We start from the raw sequence: 17,418 nt of genomic DNA, 5'->3' as shown, positions 1-17,418 counted from the left end.
ACCAACATCGCCACGATATCGGGAGAGAGACATGACCGAGACCTTCACCGCCATGGTCATCGACGCCGTCGACGGCAAGCCGAAAGGCGCCTTCAGGGAGATCTCGATCGCCGATCTGCCCGACAATGACGTGCTGGTCGAGATCGCCTATTCGACGCTGAACTACAAGGACGGCTTGGCGATATCAGGCAAGGGCCGCATCGCCAGGCGCATGCCGATGATCGGCGGCATCGACCTCTCCGGCACCGTCGTCGAATCTCTCTCGCCGGAATGGAAGGCCGGCGACAAGGTCGTGCTGAACGGCTGGGGCCTTTCCGAAACCGAATGGGGCGCCTTCGGCCGCTACCAGCGCGTCAAGCCGGAATGGCTGATCCGCCTGCCCGATGCCTTTTCGATGGAACAGGCGATGGCAATCGGCACCGCAGGTTATACCGCGGCGCTCTGCGTCGACGCCTTGGAAAAATGGGGTTCGATCAAGCCCGGCGAGGGCGAAGTGCTGGTGACGGGTGCTGCCGGCGGCGTCGGTTCGGTCGCCATCGCCCTGCTGGCAGCCCGCGGCTACAATGTCACCGCCTCTACGGGACGGCCGGAAACCCACGACTACCTCGCCTCGCTCGGCGCCTCCAACTTCATCGACCGCGCCGTGCTTGCCGAAAAAGGCGGCCCGCTGCAAAAGGAACGCTGGACGGGCGGCGTGGATAGCATCGGCTCGACGACGCTCGTCACCGCGCTCTCCCAGACGATGCGCGGCTGCGCCATCGCCGCCTGCGGCCTTGCCGGCGGGGCCGACCTTCCGGGCACCGTGCTGCCGCATATCCTGCGCGCCGTGACGCTGATCGGGGTCGACAGCGTCATCGCCACTCGCGAACAACGGCTGTCGGCATGGGCGCGGCTCGCCCGCGATCTCGATCCGGCCAAGCTTTCCGAAATCACCACGACGGAGCCGATGTCCAACCTGCCGCAACTCGCCGAGGATATTATTGCGGGGAAAATCCGCGGGCGTGTGGTGATCGATGTGACGAAGTAGAAAAGGTATACCAGAGGCGGCTTTCCATTCGCGGCTCAGAGGCGGTAGAGATATCTCCGGCAGAAAATTGCATGGCGTGGGAGAGTGGTTTTGAGCAGTGATCACGAGGTCTTCACCGGTCGCCGGGAAGACATAAGACTTGTTACCGGCCAGGGCGCATATACCGCAGACAAGGTGCTGGATAACCAGCTTTACGCCGCATTCTTGAGAGCCGACCAGCCGCATGCGCGCATCGTTTCGATCGATGTCGAGGCGGCGCTTGATGCACCGGGCGTTCATATCGTGCTGACCGGCAAGGATGCGCTCGAAGCGAACCTGATCGCCCCCGGCCCGCTGGTCTCCTTCCCCGGCGTCGATGGCATGAAGATCAAGGCACCACACCGTTATGCTTTGTCGACCGACCGCGTCCGTTTCGTCGGCGAACCGGTTGCCATGGTCGTGGCCGACAGCGCCGAGGCGGCTGCCGATGCGGTCGAGCTGATCGCGGTCGATTACGAGGACCTGCCGGCGATCATCGATCCGGAGGCCGCGCTGGAAGATGGCGCGCCGCAGCTTTTCGACGAGGTGCCGGGCAACCTGGTTTTCCTGCACAGTTTCGGTGACACGGCGGTAGCCGATGAAGCCTTCGCCAAGGCCGCGCATATCTCGACGCTGACGGTCGAGTCGCAGCGCGTCGCCGCCAACCCGCTCGAACTCAAATCCTTCATGGCGGCATACGACGCCGAAACGGAGGTCTTCGACGTCTATTCCGCCAGCCAGGGCACGGGCCTTGCCGATGGCCTTGCCCGCTTCTCCGGCCATCCGCCGGAAAAGGTGCGGCACCACATGGGTGATGTCGGCGGCAGCTTCGGCATCCGTGGCGCGGCCTATCCGGAATATGCGGCGATCATGCTAGCAGCCAGGAAACTCTGTCGGCCGGTGCGCTGGACCGCCAGCCGCACCGAAAGCTTCCTTGCCGATTATCACGGCCGCGCCGTCCGGTTCACCGGGGAGATGGCGCTCAGCGAAGCCGGCGAATTCCTCGGCATAAGGATGAACGTCGTCTGCGATCTCGGCGCCTACCATTCGCCGGCCGGCGCGCTGATCAACGTCCTGAACCCGATGCTGACCGGCACCGGCTGCTACCGCATTCCCGCTATCTTCGGCCTCAACCGCCTCGCCTTCACCAATACCTCGCCGATCGCCGCCTATCGCGGCGCGGGCCGTCCGGACATCAACTATTTCGTCGAGCGGCTGGTGGATCAGGCCGCAACCGATCTCGGCATGGACCGGATCGAAATCCGCCGGAAGAACCTGATCCCCGACGACGCCTATCCCTACACGACACCGACCACGGTCTACGACAGCGGCGGCTATGTCGCGATGCTGGAAGAGGCTGTATCGGTTTCCGATTGGAAAGGTTTCGAAGCCCGCCGGACGGAGTCCGAGAACCGCGGCCATCTGCGCGGTATCGGCATGGGCGTCTTCGTCGAACCGTCCGGCGGCGGCCATATGCCGGAAGAAACCGAGATCCGCTTCGAGGCGGACGGCACGCTGACGCTCTACACGCTGTCCGGTTCCGCGGGCCAGGGCCACGAGACGGTGCTGCCGCGGCTGGTTGCCAAGGAACTCGGCATCGACGAGAACCTGATCAACCTGCGCGCCAACAGCGTTCATGCGCCTCACAAGCTCAAGGGTGCCGGCACGATGGGGTCGCGGACCATGGCCTCGCACGGCGCCTCGCTGACGATCACCTCCCGCGAGGTGGTGAAAAAGGGCCTGAAGCTCGCCGCCGAGGCGCTGGAAGCCTCTGAGACCGACATCGAATTCGATGACGGCCACTACAAGGTGGCCGGCACCAACATGTCGATCTCGCTTCTGGAACTGGCCGCCCGCAACCTCACGCCGGATGGCAACGCACTGGATACGCTCGCCTCGATCCAGCCGGAGCGAAATTTCCCCGGCGGCGTGCATGTGGCCGAAGTGGAGATCGACCCGAATACCGGCGAGACCAAAGTCACCTCCTATATCGGCGTCGACGATGCCGGGCATGTCATCAATCACACGCTGCTCGAAGGCCAGATGCATGGCGGTCTTGCCCAGGGCGCGGGCCAAGTCTTCGGCGAGCATATCGTTTATGACCGCGACAGCGGCCAGATGCTGACTGCCAGCTTCATGGATTATTTCATGCCGCGCGCCGACTTCATGCCGACACCGCGTTTCTTCGACCTGCCGACGCCCTCGCCCACCAACGTGCTCGGCGTCAAGGGCGGCGGTGAGGCCGGCACGACCGGGGCGCTGCCGACGCTGATGAACGCCGTCCTAGATGCGCTTCGCTCGGCCGGCGTCGAGGATTTCGATATGCCCGCGACACCTTACAGGGTTTGGGACGCCCTGAAGACGGCCAGGGAGAACGCTCGATAAGACCTCATCCGCGCGCGCCGCATCCATGCCTTCGTGGATTGCCTGAACGCATTGCGGGACGCTAGAAGTTCATTTCGACAAGATGAAATACGAGGCGTCGACGCAATGACACTGGACGACATCACCAACACCGTCATCGAGCGGGCGAGCGACAGGCGACGTTTCATCGTTGCGGTCGCCGGCCCGCCGGGCGGCGGAAAATCCACGCTCGCCGACGCCCTGCACGAAGCCCTGCTGGCGAGAGGGGAAACCGCCGAAATCCTGCCGATGGACGGCTTCCACCTCGACAATGGCCTCCTCGAAGCCCGCGGCCTGTTGCCCCGCAAGGGCGCGCCGCAGACTTTCGACGTGCGCGGTTTTGCCGACATCCTAAAAGCGGTGCGGCAGGGAGACGAGGAAGTGCTGGTACCGGTCTTCGATCGATCGCGCGAGATCGCCATCGCCTCGGCCCGCCCCATCTCCCCCGACACCCATATCGTTCTGGCGGAAGGCAACTACCTGCTGATCGACGAAGCGCCCTGGTCGCAGCTCGCCGAGATGTTCGACTTCACCATTTTTGTCGGCCCCTCGGAAGAGGTGCTCCGCGAGCGACTCAAGGCGCGCTGGGTCCATTACGGGCTTGATGAAGCCGCGATTGCCTGGAAACTCGACGGCAACGACCTGCCGAACGGCCGCTACATCCTCACCCACTCGCGGCCGGCCGACATCAGGCTCGAAAGCTTCTAAGGTCTGTTGCGGGCAATGCCTGACTAGAGGGCCACGCCCGTTTCGCGGTCGAACACATGTACCTGTTCGGCCGGGATGTTGGCTTCGAACCGCGCGCCGTAGCGGGCCGGATATTCGCCGTCGACGATCGCGACCACCGGATGGCCGGCGAGATCGAAGACGATGTGGGTCTGCGCGCCGGTCGGCTCGACCAGCAGTGTCTGGCCGGCAAGCGCCGTCCCGCCCGCGCCAGGGCTGAGGTGTTCCGGACGCAGGCCCACCTTGATCGCCTGACCGCGCTTCACCTTGCGCTCCGGCGCGATGCGGATCGAGGTGCCGTCGCCGAGACGCGCGGCAGCCTCGCCGCCATCGCCATCGACGGTACCGTCGAGAAGGTTCATTGCCGGCGAACCGATGAAGGCGGCGACGAAGAGGTTGGCCGGCTTGCGATAAAGCTCCATCGGCGTGCCCTCCTGCTCCACCCTTCCCTGGTTGAGGACGACGATCCGGTCGGCGAGCGTCATCGCCTCGATCTGGTCGTGGGTGACGTAGATCGAGGTCGTCCCGACCTTCTGGTGCAGCTGCTTGATCTCCGAGCGCATCTGCACGCGGAGTTTCGCGTCGAGGTTTGAAAGCGGCTCATCAAACAGGAAGACGGCCGGGTTGCGGACGATCGCCCGGCCCATGGCGACGCGCTGGCGCTGGCCGCCGGAAAGCTGCGCCGGCTTGCGGTCGAGAAGCGGCATCAGGTCGAGCATGCGTGCCGCTTCGGCGACGCGTTCGGCAATCATCGGCTTCGGGGTTCCGGAAAGGCGCAGGTTGAAGCCCATGTTCTCGGCGACCGTCATGTGCGGATAAAGCGCATAGGACTGGAACACCATGGCGATGTTGCGCTCGCGCGGAGTAAGCTCGTTGACCACGGCGTTGTCGATGACGACGTCGCCGGCGGTGATTTCCTCAAGCCCGGCAATCATCCGCAGCAGCGTCGATTTTCCGCAGCCGGACGGACCAACCAGCGCGACGAACTCGCCGTCTTCGATTGCCAGCGACACGCCATGGATGACCGGGAGCGCCCCATAGGCCTTGCGGACTTGTCTGAGTTCGACGGATGCCATGCGAGTTACTCCGGGTCGGGCTCAGGACTTCACTGCACCGGCGGTCAGACCGGCGATGATGTGCTTCTGGGCCAGGAAGAAGGCGATGATGGTTGGCAGGATGGTGAGTGTGATGAAGGCGAGCACCAGCTGCCATTCGGTGCTGAATTCGCCCCGATAGATCATGATGCCGAGCGGCCAGGGATAACGGCTCTCGGAATTCAGCATGATCAGCGGCACGATATAACTGTTCCAGCTGCCGACGAAGGAGATGATGCCGACGGTGGCGATGATCGGCCGCGACAGCGGCAGCGTGATGTGCCAGAAAAAGCGCATGTAGCCGCAGCCGTCCACGAAGGCCGCGTCGAAGAGTTCGGACGGCAAATTGCGGAAGTAGTTGCGGAACAGCATGATGCTCATGCCCATGCCGAACGCCACCTGCGGCAGCACCACGCCCCAGTACGTATCGATCAACCCCAGATCGCGGATGCGGATGTAGAGCGGCAGGATGGCCGTTGCTGCCGGGAACATCAGCCCGATCAGGAAATAGTTGACCAGGTAATCCGCGCCGAAGAAACGGATATGCGCGAAGCAGAAGGCGGCCATGGCGCCGAAGGTCAACGTCAGGAACACCGTCAGCACGGCAATGATCAGCGAATTGCTCATCTGCAGCCAGTAGCGCTTGCTGACGATGATATCCGTGTAGTTCGACCACTGCCATTCCATCGGCAGGCCGAAGGGATTGCCGCGCAGTTCGCCAAGGGTCTTGAAGCCGCCGAGCGCAGTGCTGATGAGCGGCACCACCACGATTGCCGCCACGATGATCAGCGACACGTACATATAGACCTGCGTGCCGGCGCGGATCCGCTGGCCGGACGTCGGCGCGCTGGCGGCATCGATGGGCTGTGCTGTCGAGATATCAGTCATTGCGCATGAACACCCGCTTGTAGCTGAAGGCGAGCGTCACGCAGATCACGAACAGCACCACGCCAACGGCGCTGCCGAACCCGACCTGCATGCGGGTCACCCCGAAATTGTACAGGAACGTCACCATCGTCTGCGTCGAGTTCGACGGTCCCCCGCCGGTCAGCGGCATGATCATATCGAAAAGCTGCAGCGAACCCACGACCGCAAAGAAGACGGAGAGACGCACGGTGGAGCCGAGCAGCGGCAGCGTCACAAGCCGGAATTTCTGGAAACCGGTCGCACCGTCGATGTCGGCCGCTTCCAGCACGCTCTTGTCGATCGCCTGCAGGCCGGCGATGAAGAGCATCATGTGAAAACCGAAATACTTCCAGACCACGACGCCCAATATCGCGTACATCGCCAGGTCCCGGTCGGCCAGCCAGAAGGGCGCCTCGACACCGAGCATCTGCGAGATACCGGCGACGAGACCGAAATCCCCGTCATAGACGAAACGCCAGATCATCCCGGCCGCGACATCCGCGAGTACGTAAGGCAGGAAGAAGATCAGCCGGAAGAACAGCGCCCCCTTGATCCGGCTGGAGATCATCGTCGCCAGCCAGAGCGCCAGCGGAACCTGCACGCAGAGCGAGGCGAGCACGATCAGGCCGTTGTTGATCAAAGCCTGGGTGAAGGCGCCATTGCGGAAAATGAGCTGGTAGTTGCGCCAGCCGACCCATTGCGTCGGGCTGCCATAGCCGTTCCAGTTGTAGAAGGAATACCAGGCCGCTTCGCCCATGGGCAGAATGACCAGCACCGTAAACAGAAGAAGCGCCGGCGGCAGGAACAGGATCAGCACCGGCCACTTGCTGTTGGCAAGGGACCGCTTGCGGCGCCGCGATACCGCAAGTGTATTCCCGGATGGGACGGCATTGGCAGACATCAGCATATCGCTCATCGATTTTCGAGCCTTTCGGGCTGCGAGACGCCGTCAGGCGAGGACGGGAACCGGCGCTCCCAGGGTTGCTGGAACCTTAGGGGAGCGGGAGCGCCGGCACTGCGCTTACTTTCGCTCGAGGGAATAGGCGTCCTCGATCTGCTGCGCCGCGTCAGCCGGTTTCATGTTACCGGAGACCACCTCGACGCTGATGTCGTTGACGATCGCGCCGACATTGGGGCCGAGGTCCTGGTCGAGGAAGTTCTGGTGCCAGGTTTCCTTGGCAAGAGCTTCGGCAACTTCCTTCAGCAGCGGCTTGGAGATCGCTTCGCTCGCGCCCTTGGTCACTGGCATGATCTGCGTATCCCTGGCGAGCACCTTCTGCACGTCGACGCTTGCCATGTAGCGGAGGAACTCCTCGGTTTCAGGCGGCGCGTTCTTGGTGACTGCCCATCCGTTGAGACCGCCGAAACTGTCGGTGGTCACGCCGGGTCCTCCGCTGACGACGGGGAACGGGAAGCGGCCGATATTATCGTCGGCAAGGCCCTTGCGGCTGGTCGAATTCGACGCTTGGGTCGAGGGCGTGTTTTCGAAACTCAGGATGATCGCGGCACGACCATCGCCGAACGTGGCAAGCGCATCGTTCCAGGTCGCACCCAGATAGCCATTCTGGAAAGGCTCAAGCTTGCCGAGCTCGGCCAGGCGCTCGCCGGCCTTGACGAAAGGCTTGCCGGCAAATCCGTCGTTCTTGCCCGCCTTGGCGTCGGCAAAGCCCTTTTGCCCCGCCTCGCGCATAGACAGATAGCTCCAGTAGAAATGCAGGGGCCACTTGTCCCGCCCGCCGCCGGCAATCGGCGTCACGCCTGCCTGTTTCAGCGTTTTGACGGCGCCGAGGAAATCGTCCCAGGTGGCGATCTTCGAGGCATCGACGCCGGCCTTCTTGAACAGTTCCTTGTTGTAATAGAAGGAAACCAAGCCACTCTTGGAGGGCGAAGCCCAGACCTTGCCGTCGAAGGTCAGGCCATCGACCGCCGAGGCGTTGATCGACTTGCGCCACTCCCCTCCGTTCGCGTCGAGTGCAGCATTGATCGGCCGCAGCGTGCCGGTTTCGGACTGTGCCTTTAAGACGCCGCCACCCCAGCTATAGAAGATGCTTGGCGCGTCATTCGACTGCAGAAGCGTCGGCAGCTTGGCCTTGAAGGCCTGGTTTTCCAGAAATTGCAGTTCGACCTTGACGCCGGGATGCTTGGCCTCGAAATCCCTGGCAATCTGGTTCCAGGCTGCAACATTCCCCGGCACCTGCTCGACATGCATCCAGCGAATGACGCTGTCCGCTGCAGCAGCGCCGGCCGTGAACATGCCACCTACGAGGGCAACAGCGGTCGCGGAAATCAAACGCATCCTGTAGTATCTATTGGACATTGAAGGCGCTCCTCCCAAAGCTTTATTCCTGTATCCGAATTAAATAATCGGCAAGGCCGACGCATCTGTCAATAGCCCTGCGCGACATTGCCGGATTTTGGCAAAAATTGCGGCATTTGCTGCTTTTATCTATTGCACACCCCGTAAATTCAGATCTAGAACAAACCGAATTTAATTTGCACCTCGTATTAAATAGCGGTTGGTGCAGAAGCCGACGAGTGCGCAGAAGAGATGAAAACCGCCGATCCAGAACTCATGCGTGCGATGAATCGTCTCAGCGTGCTGGACACGATCCGGCGGCGGGGCCCTATCTCCCGCGTGGAGATTTCCGAGCGCACCGAGCTCTCGACGACCACCGTTTCGGCCATCACCGGTTCGCTGCTCGACGACGGGCTGATCCTGACCCGCCACGAGGGCGATATCCGCAACGAGGCCGTGCGCGGCCGGCCCCGCGTCATGCTCGAAGTCAATCCGGACGCCGCCCGCGTGGTCGGCGCCAAGATCGCTGCAAGCCGCATGGTCTTCGTCGTCACCAATTTCCGCGGCGACGTGCTCTCCCAGCTCACCCTGCCGATCCGGATCGACCGCCAGCCGATCGCGGTGATCGCCGATCTCGTCGAGGATGGCGTGCGCCGTTGTGTCGTCGATGCCGGCCTGTCGCTGGAAGATGTCGACAGCGTCTGCCTCGGACTTCCGGGCGTCATCGAACACCGCACCGGACACGTCCGCTCGAGCCCGATTTTTCGCGAGATCAACATCGATTTTGCGGCCGAAATGTCCACGCGCCTGTCGACGCCGACCATCGTCGAGAGTGACGCCCACGCTATCACGCTCGGACATCACTGGTTCGGAAAGGCGCGCGATCTGGAAGACATGGTCCTGATATCGCTCGAACAGACGCTCGGCCTTGGCGTGCTGCACGGCAACCGGCTTTTCCGCGGTGCCGGCGGCCTTAGCCACAACCTCGGTGATCTCGTGCTCGGCATGGGACCCCAGGGCATCGTCCGGCTTTCGAGCCAGGCTGGCGAGAGCGCCATCCTCGGCGAACAGCAGGCGGACGGGCGTTTTGCCGAAGCGGTGCGGCTCGGCCGCGGCATGACCCATGTCCAGGCACTGATCCAGGCCGACGACGACCGGCTGATCGCCGCAGCCGTTCGCGCCGGCGAGGCCGTCGGGCTGACGATCGCCAACATCGTCACGCTTTTCGCGCCGCCGCGCGTCATCCTCGTCGGCTCGTCGCTGGCGCTCGGCGAACCGTTCCTGAACAGCCTGCGCGATGCCTATGCGCTAGCCATTCCGCCGTCTCTGAAGGGTGTCAGCGAGCTCGTCTTCGATGATTCCACGGATGATTTCTGGGCGCAGGGAGCGGCGGCCGTAGCACTTTACGAACTTTACGAATCGCCCTGGAGCACCACCGGGCCGGCGCTCTGACGCGCCAAACATCAGCATTCATCGGGAGGAAACAATGGATAAAGTCGGTATCGGCATCATCGGATGCGGCAATATTTCGGGCGCCTATCTGAAGGCGATGACATCCGCTTTTCCGATTCTCGATATCCGCGGGCTGGGCGATCTCAACCGCGATCTGGCCGAGGCGAAAGCTTCCGAATTCAACCTCCAGGCCCGTACCGTCGATGAGCTGCTCGCCGATCCGAAGATCGAGATCATCGTCAACCTGACGATCCCCAAGGCGCATGTCGCCGTCGGGCTGCAGGCGCTCGATGCGGGTAAGCACACCTATTCGGAAAAACCTCTCGGGATTAATTTCGCGGAAGGGAAAAAATTGGCGGAGGTTGCAAAGGCCAAGGGCCTGCGCATCGGTGCCGCTCCCGACACCTTCCTCGGCGGCGGCCACCAGACCGCCCGCGAATTGATCGACCAGGGCGTCATCGGGATTCCGGTCGGCGGCACCGCCACCTTCATGTGCCCCGGCCACGAGCGCTGGCACCCGAACCCCGCCTTCTATTACGAGGTCGGCGGCGGACCGATGCTCGACATGGGTCCCTATTACATCACCGATCTCGTCAACCTGCTCGGCCCGGTGTCGCAGGTGGCGGGCTTTGCGATCACCCCCCGCAAGGAGCGCATCATCACCAGCGAGCCGCGCAACGGCGAGCGCATTCCGGTGCACGTTCCGACCCATGTGGCCGGTGTCATGGCGTTTGCCAACGGCGCGGTCGTGCAGATCGGCATGAGCTTCGACGTCGCCGGTCACAAGCATGTGCCGCTCGAAGTCTACGGCACCGAGGGCACTCTGATCGTGCCGGACCCCAACCGTTTCGAGGGGCCCGTCGGTTATCTGAAGAAGGGCGGCCAATTCGAAGACCAGCCCACCACCTTACCCTATGCGGACGGCAACTATCGCTCGATCGGCGTCGCGGACCTGGCCCACGCGATCCGTTCCAACCGCCCGCACCGCGCGAACGGCGATCTGGCGCTGCATGTGCTGGAGGTCATGGAAGCCTTTCACACGGCCTCCGCCGAAGGGCGCACGATCAAGATCACCACGGCGACGGAGCGGCCCGCTCCGCTGTCGGAATCGCTTGTTGACGGCCAGCTGGCGAAATAATTCTGGAGGAAGACTGAAATGCGTGAAGCACTCATCGTATGGGGCGGCTGGAGCGGCCACGAACCGCAGGAATGCGCCGAGATCATCAAGGACATGCTGGAGGAAGACGGTTTCAAGGTCTATCTCGAGCATTCGACCGAGGCCTTCGCCGACCCTTCGATCCATGATCTGAGCCTCATCGTGCCGATCATGACCATGTCGAAAATCGAGAAGGAAGAGGTGAAGAACCTCGCGGCAGCCGTTCAGGGCGGTGTCGGCATTGCCGGTTATCACGGTGGTGCGGGCGACGCCTTTCGCGAGTCGGTCGACTACCAGTTCATCATCGGCGGCCAGTGGGTCGCCCATCCCGGCAATATCATCGACTACACGGTCAACATCACGAAGCCGGATGATCCGCTGATGGAGGGGATCGCCGATTTCCCCTACACGTCCGAGCAATATTACATGCATGTCGACCCCTCTAACGAGGTGCTGGCGACGACGACGTTTACCGGCGACCACGCCTACTGGATCGACGGCGTCGTCATGCCGGTTGTCTGGAAGCGGAAATACGGAGAGGGCCGCGTCTTCTATTCCTCGCTCGGCCACCAGGCCAAGGAATTCGACGTGCCGCAGATGAAGACGATCTTCCGCCGTGGTGCCAGCTGGGCGGCGCGTTGAGATTGGACTGAGACGACGCCTCCTTCGATCTCCCCCCTTGAGGGGGAGATGCCTGGCAGGGCAGAGGGGGGTGACCTCTCGGCATATTCTTCCGCCACTCGGTTGCCGCGCCGTCGCTACCCCCCTCTGTCACCTTCGGCGACATCTCCCCCTCAAGGGGGAGATTAGTGGGAGCTTGCCGCACCGGCTCGTATCCTACATCCCCTTCAGTGCCTTGAAGGTCTCCGCAAAAGCCGCATCCATCCGGTAAAACACCGGCGGACAACCGATCGGCGACGGCACCGTCACCTCTTCCCCGCCTGCATATTCGACGCCGCTCCACACATGCACCCACCTCGCCCCTTCCGGCAGATAGACGCTCCGCACCTCCTGCGCCGCATGCCAGACCGGTGCCACCAGCAATTCCGGGCCGTAAAGATAGGCATCCTGAATGGCATAGGTCTTCGGGTCGTGCTCGTGATGCAGGAAGAGCGGCCGCTGCACCGGCAGGCCACGGGCGGCGGCCTCGGTCGAGAGCGTCTTCAGGTACGGCGCCAGATGCACGTAGATCCGCGTCATCCGGGCGAAATGCTCCAGCACCTCGGGGTCCTGGTCGATCTGGATATTGTCGCGCGGCCGGTTGCCCTCGTGGCTGCGCATGACCGGCGTGAAGGCGGCCATCTCGGCCCAGCGCATCAAGAGTTCCGGCGTGCGGACGTTGCCGAACAGGCTCGTATACCCGCCGATATCGGAATGGTGATAGGCGTTGCCCAGCAGGCCTGACGAAAGCGCGGCGCACATCACCGTGACCAGCCCGTCATGGCGCGAGAAGTCCACCGACTGGTCGCCGCCCCACAGCAGCGGGCAATGTTTCTGCACGCCGGTAAAGCCGGCTCGCATGAAGAACAGCGCCTCGCCCGTCTTGCCGCGGCTGGCGATCGCCTTGGCGTTGACTTCGGCCCAGAGGGTCGGCCAGGCATTGTGCATCAGCTTGGCATCGATGCCGTTCGCAAGTTCCACATCGATCGGCAGGTATTCACCGAAATCGGCCATCCAGCCGGTCAGTCCGAAATCGAGCATGCGGCGGCCGATGACTTCCTCGGCAAACCAATCGGCCGCTTGCCGGTTGGTGAAATCGACGACGCCGCAATCGAATTCGCCGAAATCGACGATCGCCGTGCGGCCAAGCTGGTCCTTGGCGAAATAGCCCGCCGCTTCCGCTTCCGGAAACAGCGAACCGTCGACGCAGAGATAGGGATTGACGTAGCCGAGGAAGCGGATGCCCTCGCCGTTCAGCTCGGCGATGCGCTGGCGCAGGTCCGGATAACGCTCGTCATTCGCCTGCCAGTCCCAGAAGAGGCGCGATCCGAACGAGGTCTGGCGAAGGCCGACCCAATCCTCGCACCAGAGGCCGGAGACCTGCACGCCGGCATTGCGCATCTTTTCCAGCCGCGCGAAGGAATTGACGCCGTCCTTGAGACCGATGATCGCGCCCTTGTAGACCCAGTCCGGCAGTTCCGGCTGCCGCCCGAACCGCAGCGACAGGGCCTCGACCAGTTCGACGAAATTCGGTGCGGCAAACAGTTCGATCCGCTCCGGCACCGCCCAGGTTTCGATCTCGTGAAAGGTCTTGCGGCGGAAATCGAAGACGGAATAGGCGGTCGTCTCCATATGCAGGGCATAACGCGCCGAGGAAATATAGGTCGGCTGCGGGTAGTTGGTATTGTAATAGTCGCCACCCGCCTTGTCCTTCAGGTCGGACTTGAAGGTGATCTCGCTCGTCTTGTCGCGGCCGACGCCGGGCTCTGAGGTCCAGAGCGGAAAGCGGCGTCCGCGCATGTCGAAATAGGACATCTGCTCGCCGCCGCCCCAGACATGCTCGTCGTTGTCCGCATGGATGCGGATCCAGAAGCGGTTGATCGTTTCGTCCAATGACCGGAAATGCACGGCGGTTTCCGAGACCGTCAGCTCCAGCCGCGGCGCCCGGCCCTCCGCCTCCGACAGGCTGATCGTGCTGCCGTCGATTTCCGCATGGCGCAGAGCGCTGCGCTCGACGATGTAATCCTCAACCTCGAAATTGCCGCGGTACATGTCCATCCGCTCCTGTCCCTGGCCGACGAATATGCAGGGCGAGGCAGCGCTGTGCCGCAGGATGCTGCGGCCGTTCAGCGATATGGAAAAACCGTCTTGTGTCGTCTCGAATTTCATCTTGTCGGTACTCGATTGTTTCTATCGCAGCCGCGATACATATCGCGCCACGGAATGGTCGAACCATGTGCGGGAAACCTCGGCCAGGGCGCCGTCCTGCGCCTGGCTCATGCGCAGCACATGGGGGATTGGCGCACCCGGCTTCTGGCCGAAGGCCGGCGGCGCCCAGTCGGGCACGGTGTCGAGGTCGATCTTGTCTTCCGCCCGGACGATCCAGAGACCCAGCCGGGTGCGGTAGTAGAGATAAAGCGATTCCGACAGGTCTTCCGGCGTGATCGCGGCCACATAGGAGCCGTCGAGCCAGATTTCCTCGAGCGCCGCGACCTTGCCCGACAGCCGACGGATGCGGCGGATGCGATGCCCTTCCGGCGAAAAGCCGAACCTCGGCAGGTCCTTGGGTTTGTCGAGCCGCATCACGTCGAGCAATTCCGCGGTCGGCAGGCCGCCGCCCTGGATCAGTTCCAGCCGGAACATCGCATAGACGCTCTTCGGATCGCTGATCGCCCGGACGTAATTGCCGGACCCCTGCACCCGTTCCAGCAGCCCGCGGTTCTGGAGTTCCGCCAGCGCCTTGCGTAGCGTGCCGACGGCAATGCCGAGCTGCACAGCCATGTCGCGCTCCGGCGCCAGCTTCTCGCCGTCGACGAGCCGGCCGGCCGCGATGTCGCGAACCAGCAGTTCGGCGATTTGCAGATAGATCGGCAGACTGCCCGGATAACTGTCCATAAGCCGTTCCCCCTCCCCAGGGAATGACGCATTCGAAATTGATACACTATTGATTTACACGAACGCGGATGATATTCAAGTCCCAGGAGTCGAGGAGAATTTTGATGACCGTCGTGCCCATAACATCCCCCGATCTCGATGCCGCCGAGGTATCCTGGTTCGCCGCCCTGTGCTCAGACGACTACGCCTATCTCGGCGTCCCGGATGACACGTTGAAATCGAGCTGGGAACATTGCTCCGACATCGTCAAGCGCACTGAGGCGCTCGGCTTCCGCAACATCCTCTGCCCTTCGTCTTATCAGGTCGGTCAGGACACGCTGAGCTTCGCCGCGGCCGCCTCGCAAATCACCGACAGGATCAATCTGTTGGCGGCGATCCGCTGCGGCGAAATGCAGCCTATCATGCTCGCCCGCACGGTTGCCACGCTCGACCACATGCTGAAGGGCCGGCTGACGCTCAACGTCATCAGTTCCGATTTCCCCGGCGAAGTCGCAGACAGCGCCTTCCGTTATCGCCGCAGCCACGAGGTCGTGCAGATCCTCCGCCAGGCCTGGACCCGCGACACGATCGATCACGAGGGCGAGGTCTACAATTTCAAGGGCGTCACCACCGAACCGGCGAGGCCTTACCAGCAGAACGGCGGCCCGCTTCTCTATTTCGGCGGTTATTCGCCGGATGCGCTGGAGCTCTGCGGCGCCCAATGCGACGTCTACCTGATGTGGCCTGAAACCAAGGACCAGCTGGCCGAGCGCATGAAGGCAGCCCATGCCCGCGCCGCCGCCCATGGCCGGACGCTCGATTACGGCCTGCGTGTCCACATAATCGTCCGCGACACCGAAAAAGAGGCCCGCGAATATGCGGAGCATCTGGTCTCCAAGCTGGACGACGAATACGGCCAGCTGATCCGCAGCCGCGCCCATGACAGCACCTCGCTCGGTGTCTCGCACCAGGCGAAGGCCCGCGAACTCGCCGACAAGTTCGGCTATGTCGAACCTCACCTCTGGACCGGCATCGGCCGGGCTCGCTCCGGCTGCGGCGCGGCACTTGTCGGCTCCGCCGACCAGGTGCTTTCGGAAATCGAGGCCTACAAGAAGATGGGCATCCGGGCTTTCATCTTTTCGGGCTACCCGCATCTCGACGAAGCGGAACATTTCGGCCAAAAGGTGCTGCCCGAGCTCAAGACCTGTTCGCTGCCGCATGCCTATGGCCGCGTGCCGGCCGAGACACCCGCAACGCCGCTCGGCAACGGGAGACGACACTGATGCCCCCTCATCACCTAGACCGCATTCAACTTTCGCCCGATCTCCAGCTCAGCCGCCTCGTTTATGGCATGTGGCGGATCGGCGACGATGCCGATACCTCGCCGAAACATGTCCAGGCGAAGATCGAAGCCTGCCTGGCGCAGGGCATCACCACCATGGACCAGGCCGACATCTATGGCGGCTATACGGCGGAAGCGATTTTCGGGGGGGCGCTGAAGGCCTCGCCTTCGCTACGTGACAAAATCGAGATCGTCACCAAATGCGGCATCGTCGCGCCGGCCGGCCGCCATTCCGCTGTCCGCGGCAAGCACTACGATACCAGTGCAGCCCACATCACCGCGTCGGTCGAGGCCTCGCTGCGCGACATGGCGACGGACCACATCGATCTGCTGTTGATCCATCGGCCCGATCCGTTGATGGATCCGGACGAAATCGGCCCGGCGCTCGACGCCCTGGTCGCATCCGGCAAGGTGGGCGCCGTCGGCGTCTCGAACTTCCGCCCCTGGGATTTCTCGCTGCTGCAATCCTCCATGGAGGCCGAACTCGTCACCAACCAGATCGAGATCAGCCTCCTCGCCTCCGAGGCATTCACCAATGGCGATCTCGCCTATCTGCAGGAGCGCAACATCGCGCCGATGGCCTGGTCACCGCTCGCCCGCGGCGGCATCTTCAAGCCCGAACACCAGCCTCTGATGGCCGTGCTTGAACGGGTCGCGGCAGAACAGGGCGTCGATGCGTCGGCCGTGGCGCTGGCTTGGCTGCTGCACCACCCGGCAAACATTCTTCCGATCATCGGCACCAACAATATCGCCCGTATCGCCACCAGCGCGGACGCCGCCAAGGTGACGATCGATCGCCAGACCTGGTTCGAACTCTACACAGCCGCAATCGGAAAGCAGGTGCCATGATGATCACTGCCGACACCGCAAGCATATCCAGCGAACAGATCTTCATTCCGGATGCATCGACCGCGCGGCATTATCGCAATGCGCTCGGGGCGTTCACGACCGGTGTGACTGTGGTGACGGCGACAACTCCGGATGGCCCGATCGGCATGACGGTCAACAGCTTCACCTCGGTGTCGCTCGATCCGCCGCTGGTCCTCTGGTCGCCGGCCAAGAGCTCGTCACGCCATGCCGCCTTCACGGCGGCGGGCCACTTCGCCATCCATGTGCTGAGCGCCGACCAGGACCTGTTGAGCGCCCGGTTCACGCGCGGCGGTCTGGGGTTCGAAGAGCTGTTCTGGAACCACAACCACGAAGGCGTGCCGGTCATCCCCGGCACGCTGGCTCGCTTCGAATGCGAACTCTCCTCGATGCACGACGCCGGAGATCACACGCTGATCCTCGGCCGCGTGCTGCGCGCGGCCCACCGCGAAGGTGATCCGCTGTGTTTCTCCCGCGGCACTTTCGGCCGTTTCGCGAGCACTACCAGCCAGTAAAGACCAAAATCCGGCACGGGAAATATTGACCCGCGGGCGCGGTTGGGCCAAGTCAGTTTTGCGACAAACCAGCAGGACCGAC

Annotated in this window: 15 protein-coding genes; 9 read left to right on the top strand and 6 right to left on the bottom strand. The window is 63.0% G+C overall.

The genetic code is table 11. The annotated features are described in order from the left end of the window. Positions 1-31 precede the first annotated feature (31 nt). From C5L10_RS02465 to C5L10_RS02455, 3 genes are all read left to right on the top strand, one after another. The gene (locus C5L10_RS02465; RefSeq protein WP_105428402.1) at positions 32-1,027 is read left to right on the top strand and encodes an MDR family oxidoreductase; all 996 of its coding nucleotides are present in this window, start codon (positions 32-34) and stop codon (positions 1,025-1,027) included. A 90-nt stretch (positions 1,028-1,117) separates the two neighbouring features. Continuing rightward, positions 1,118-3,430 carry a xanthine dehydrogenase family protein molybdopterin-binding subunit gene (locus C5L10_RS02460; RefSeq protein ID WP_172716890.1) on the top strand — a complete coding sequence of 771 codons (2,313 nt, stop codon included), beginning with the start codon at positions 1,118-1,120 and terminating at the stop codon, positions 3,428-3,430. 105 nt (positions 3,431-3,535) lie between these two features. Continuing rightward, positions 3,536-4,156 (top strand): nucleoside triphosphate hydrolase, encoded by a 621-nt coding sequence (locus tag C5L10_RS02455; RefSeq protein ID WP_105428400.1) that lies wholly within the window; start codon positions 3,536-3,538, stop codon positions 4,154-4,156. A gap of 23 nt (positions 4,157-4,179) precedes the next feature. Here the strand turns inward: C5L10_RS02455 and C5L10_RS02450 are convergent, their stop codons facing one another. The 4 genes from C5L10_RS02450 to C5L10_RS02435 all read right to left on the bottom strand — a co-directional run bounded on the left by C5L10_RS02450 (position 4,180) and on the right by C5L10_RS02435 (position 8,491). Further along, positions 4,180-5,250 (bottom strand): ABC transporter ATP-binding protein, encoded by a 1,071-nt coding sequence (locus C5L10_RS02450; RefSeq protein ID WP_105428399.1) that lies wholly within the window; start codon positions 5,248-5,250, stop codon positions 4,180-4,182. 21 nt (positions 5,251-5,271) lie between these two features. Then, complete coding sequence (locus tag C5L10_RS02445; protein WP_172716889.1) at positions 5,272-6,156, bottom strand: carbohydrate ABC transporter permease; 885 nt, start codon at positions 6,154-6,156, stop codon at positions 5,272-5,274. Continuing rightward, positions 6,149-7,075, bottom strand: a complete 927-nt coding sequence (locus C5L10_RS02440) for a carbohydrate ABC transporter permease (RefSeq protein ID WP_172716906.1) — start codon at positions 7,073-7,075, stop codon at positions 6,149-6,151. The genes C5L10_RS02445 and C5L10_RS02440 overlap by 8 nt, the downstream gene beginning before the upstream one ends. Before the next feature lie 120 nt (positions 7,076-7,195). Continuing rightward, entirely contained in the window at positions 7,196-8,491 is a 1,296-nt protein-coding gene (locus tag C5L10_RS02435) for an ABC transporter substrate-binding protein (protein WP_046666400.1), read from the bottom strand. Between the two features lie 231 nt (positions 8,492-8,722). Here C5L10_RS02435 and C5L10_RS02430 point away from each other — a divergent pair, with 231 nt between their 5' ends. From C5L10_RS02430 to C5L10_RS02420, 3 genes are read left to right on the top strand one after another with little or no spacing between them, the layout of a single operon-like run. After that, a complete protein-coding gene (locus C5L10_RS02430) occupies positions 8,723-9,922 on the top strand; it encodes an ROK family transcriptional regulator (protein ID WP_046666399.1) in 1,200 nt (399 codons plus the stop codon). Positions 9,923-9,956: 34 nt separating this feature from the next. Next, entirely contained in the window at positions 9,957-11,060 is a 1,104-nt protein-coding gene (locus tag C5L10_RS02425; RefSeq protein ID WP_105428397.1) for a Gfo/Idh/MocA family protein, read from the top strand. Between the two features lie 18 nt (positions 11,061-11,078). Further along, a complete protein-coding gene (locus C5L10_RS02420) occupies positions 11,079-11,720 on the top strand; it encodes a ThuA domain-containing protein (protein ID WP_105428396.1) in 642 nt (213 codons plus the stop codon). A 195-nt stretch (positions 11,721-11,915) separates the two neighbouring features. Here the strand turns inward: C5L10_RS02420 and C5L10_RS02415 are convergent, their stop codons facing one another. Both C5L10_RS02415 and C5L10_RS02410 read right to left on the bottom strand, forming a co-directional pair. Next, positions 11,916-13,907, bottom strand: a complete 1,992-nt coding sequence (locus C5L10_RS02415) for an alpha-glucosidase (RefSeq protein ID WP_105428395.1) — start codon at positions 13,905-13,907, stop codon at positions 11,916-11,918. A gap of 21 nt (positions 13,908-13,928) precedes the next feature. After that, positions 13,929-14,633, bottom strand: a complete 705-nt coding sequence (locus C5L10_RS02410; RefSeq protein WP_038545893.1) for a GntR family transcriptional regulator — start codon at positions 14,631-14,633, stop codon at positions 13,929-13,931. 104 nt (positions 14,634-14,737) lie between these two features. On the opposite strand from C5L10_RS02410, the gene C5L10_RS02405 reads away from it, so the two are divergent. The 3 genes from C5L10_RS02405 to C5L10_RS02395 are packed head-to-tail and all read left to right on the top strand — an operon-like array spanning position 14,738 to position 17,336. Then, entirely contained in the window at positions 14,738-15,895 is a 1,158-nt protein-coding gene (locus C5L10_RS02405; protein WP_105428394.1) for an LLM class flavin-dependent oxidoreductase, read from the top strand. Further along, the gene (locus tag C5L10_RS02400; protein WP_105428393.1) at positions 15,895-16,803 is read left to right on the top strand and encodes an aldo/keto reductase family oxidoreductase; all 909 of its coding nucleotides are present in this window, start codon (positions 15,895-15,897) and stop codon (positions 16,801-16,803) included. Before C5L10_RS02405 ends, C5L10_RS02400 begins: the two co-directional genes overlap by 1 nt. Beyond that, a complete protein-coding gene (locus tag C5L10_RS02395; protein ID WP_105428392.1) occupies positions 16,800-17,336 on the top strand; it encodes a flavin reductase family protein in 537 nt (178 codons plus the stop codon). Before C5L10_RS02400 ends, C5L10_RS02395 begins: the two co-directional genes overlap by 4 nt. Positions 17,337-17,418 lie beyond the last annotated feature (82 nt).

It is taken from the genome of Neorhizobium sp. T6_25 (assembly GCF_002968555.1).
Lineage (GTDB): Bacteria > Pseudomonadota > Alphaproteobacteria > Rhizobiales > Rhizobiaceae > Neorhizobium.
The sequence above is the reverse complement of the archived record's forward strand: the minus strand, read 5'-3'. Positions and strand labels throughout refer to the sequence as shown.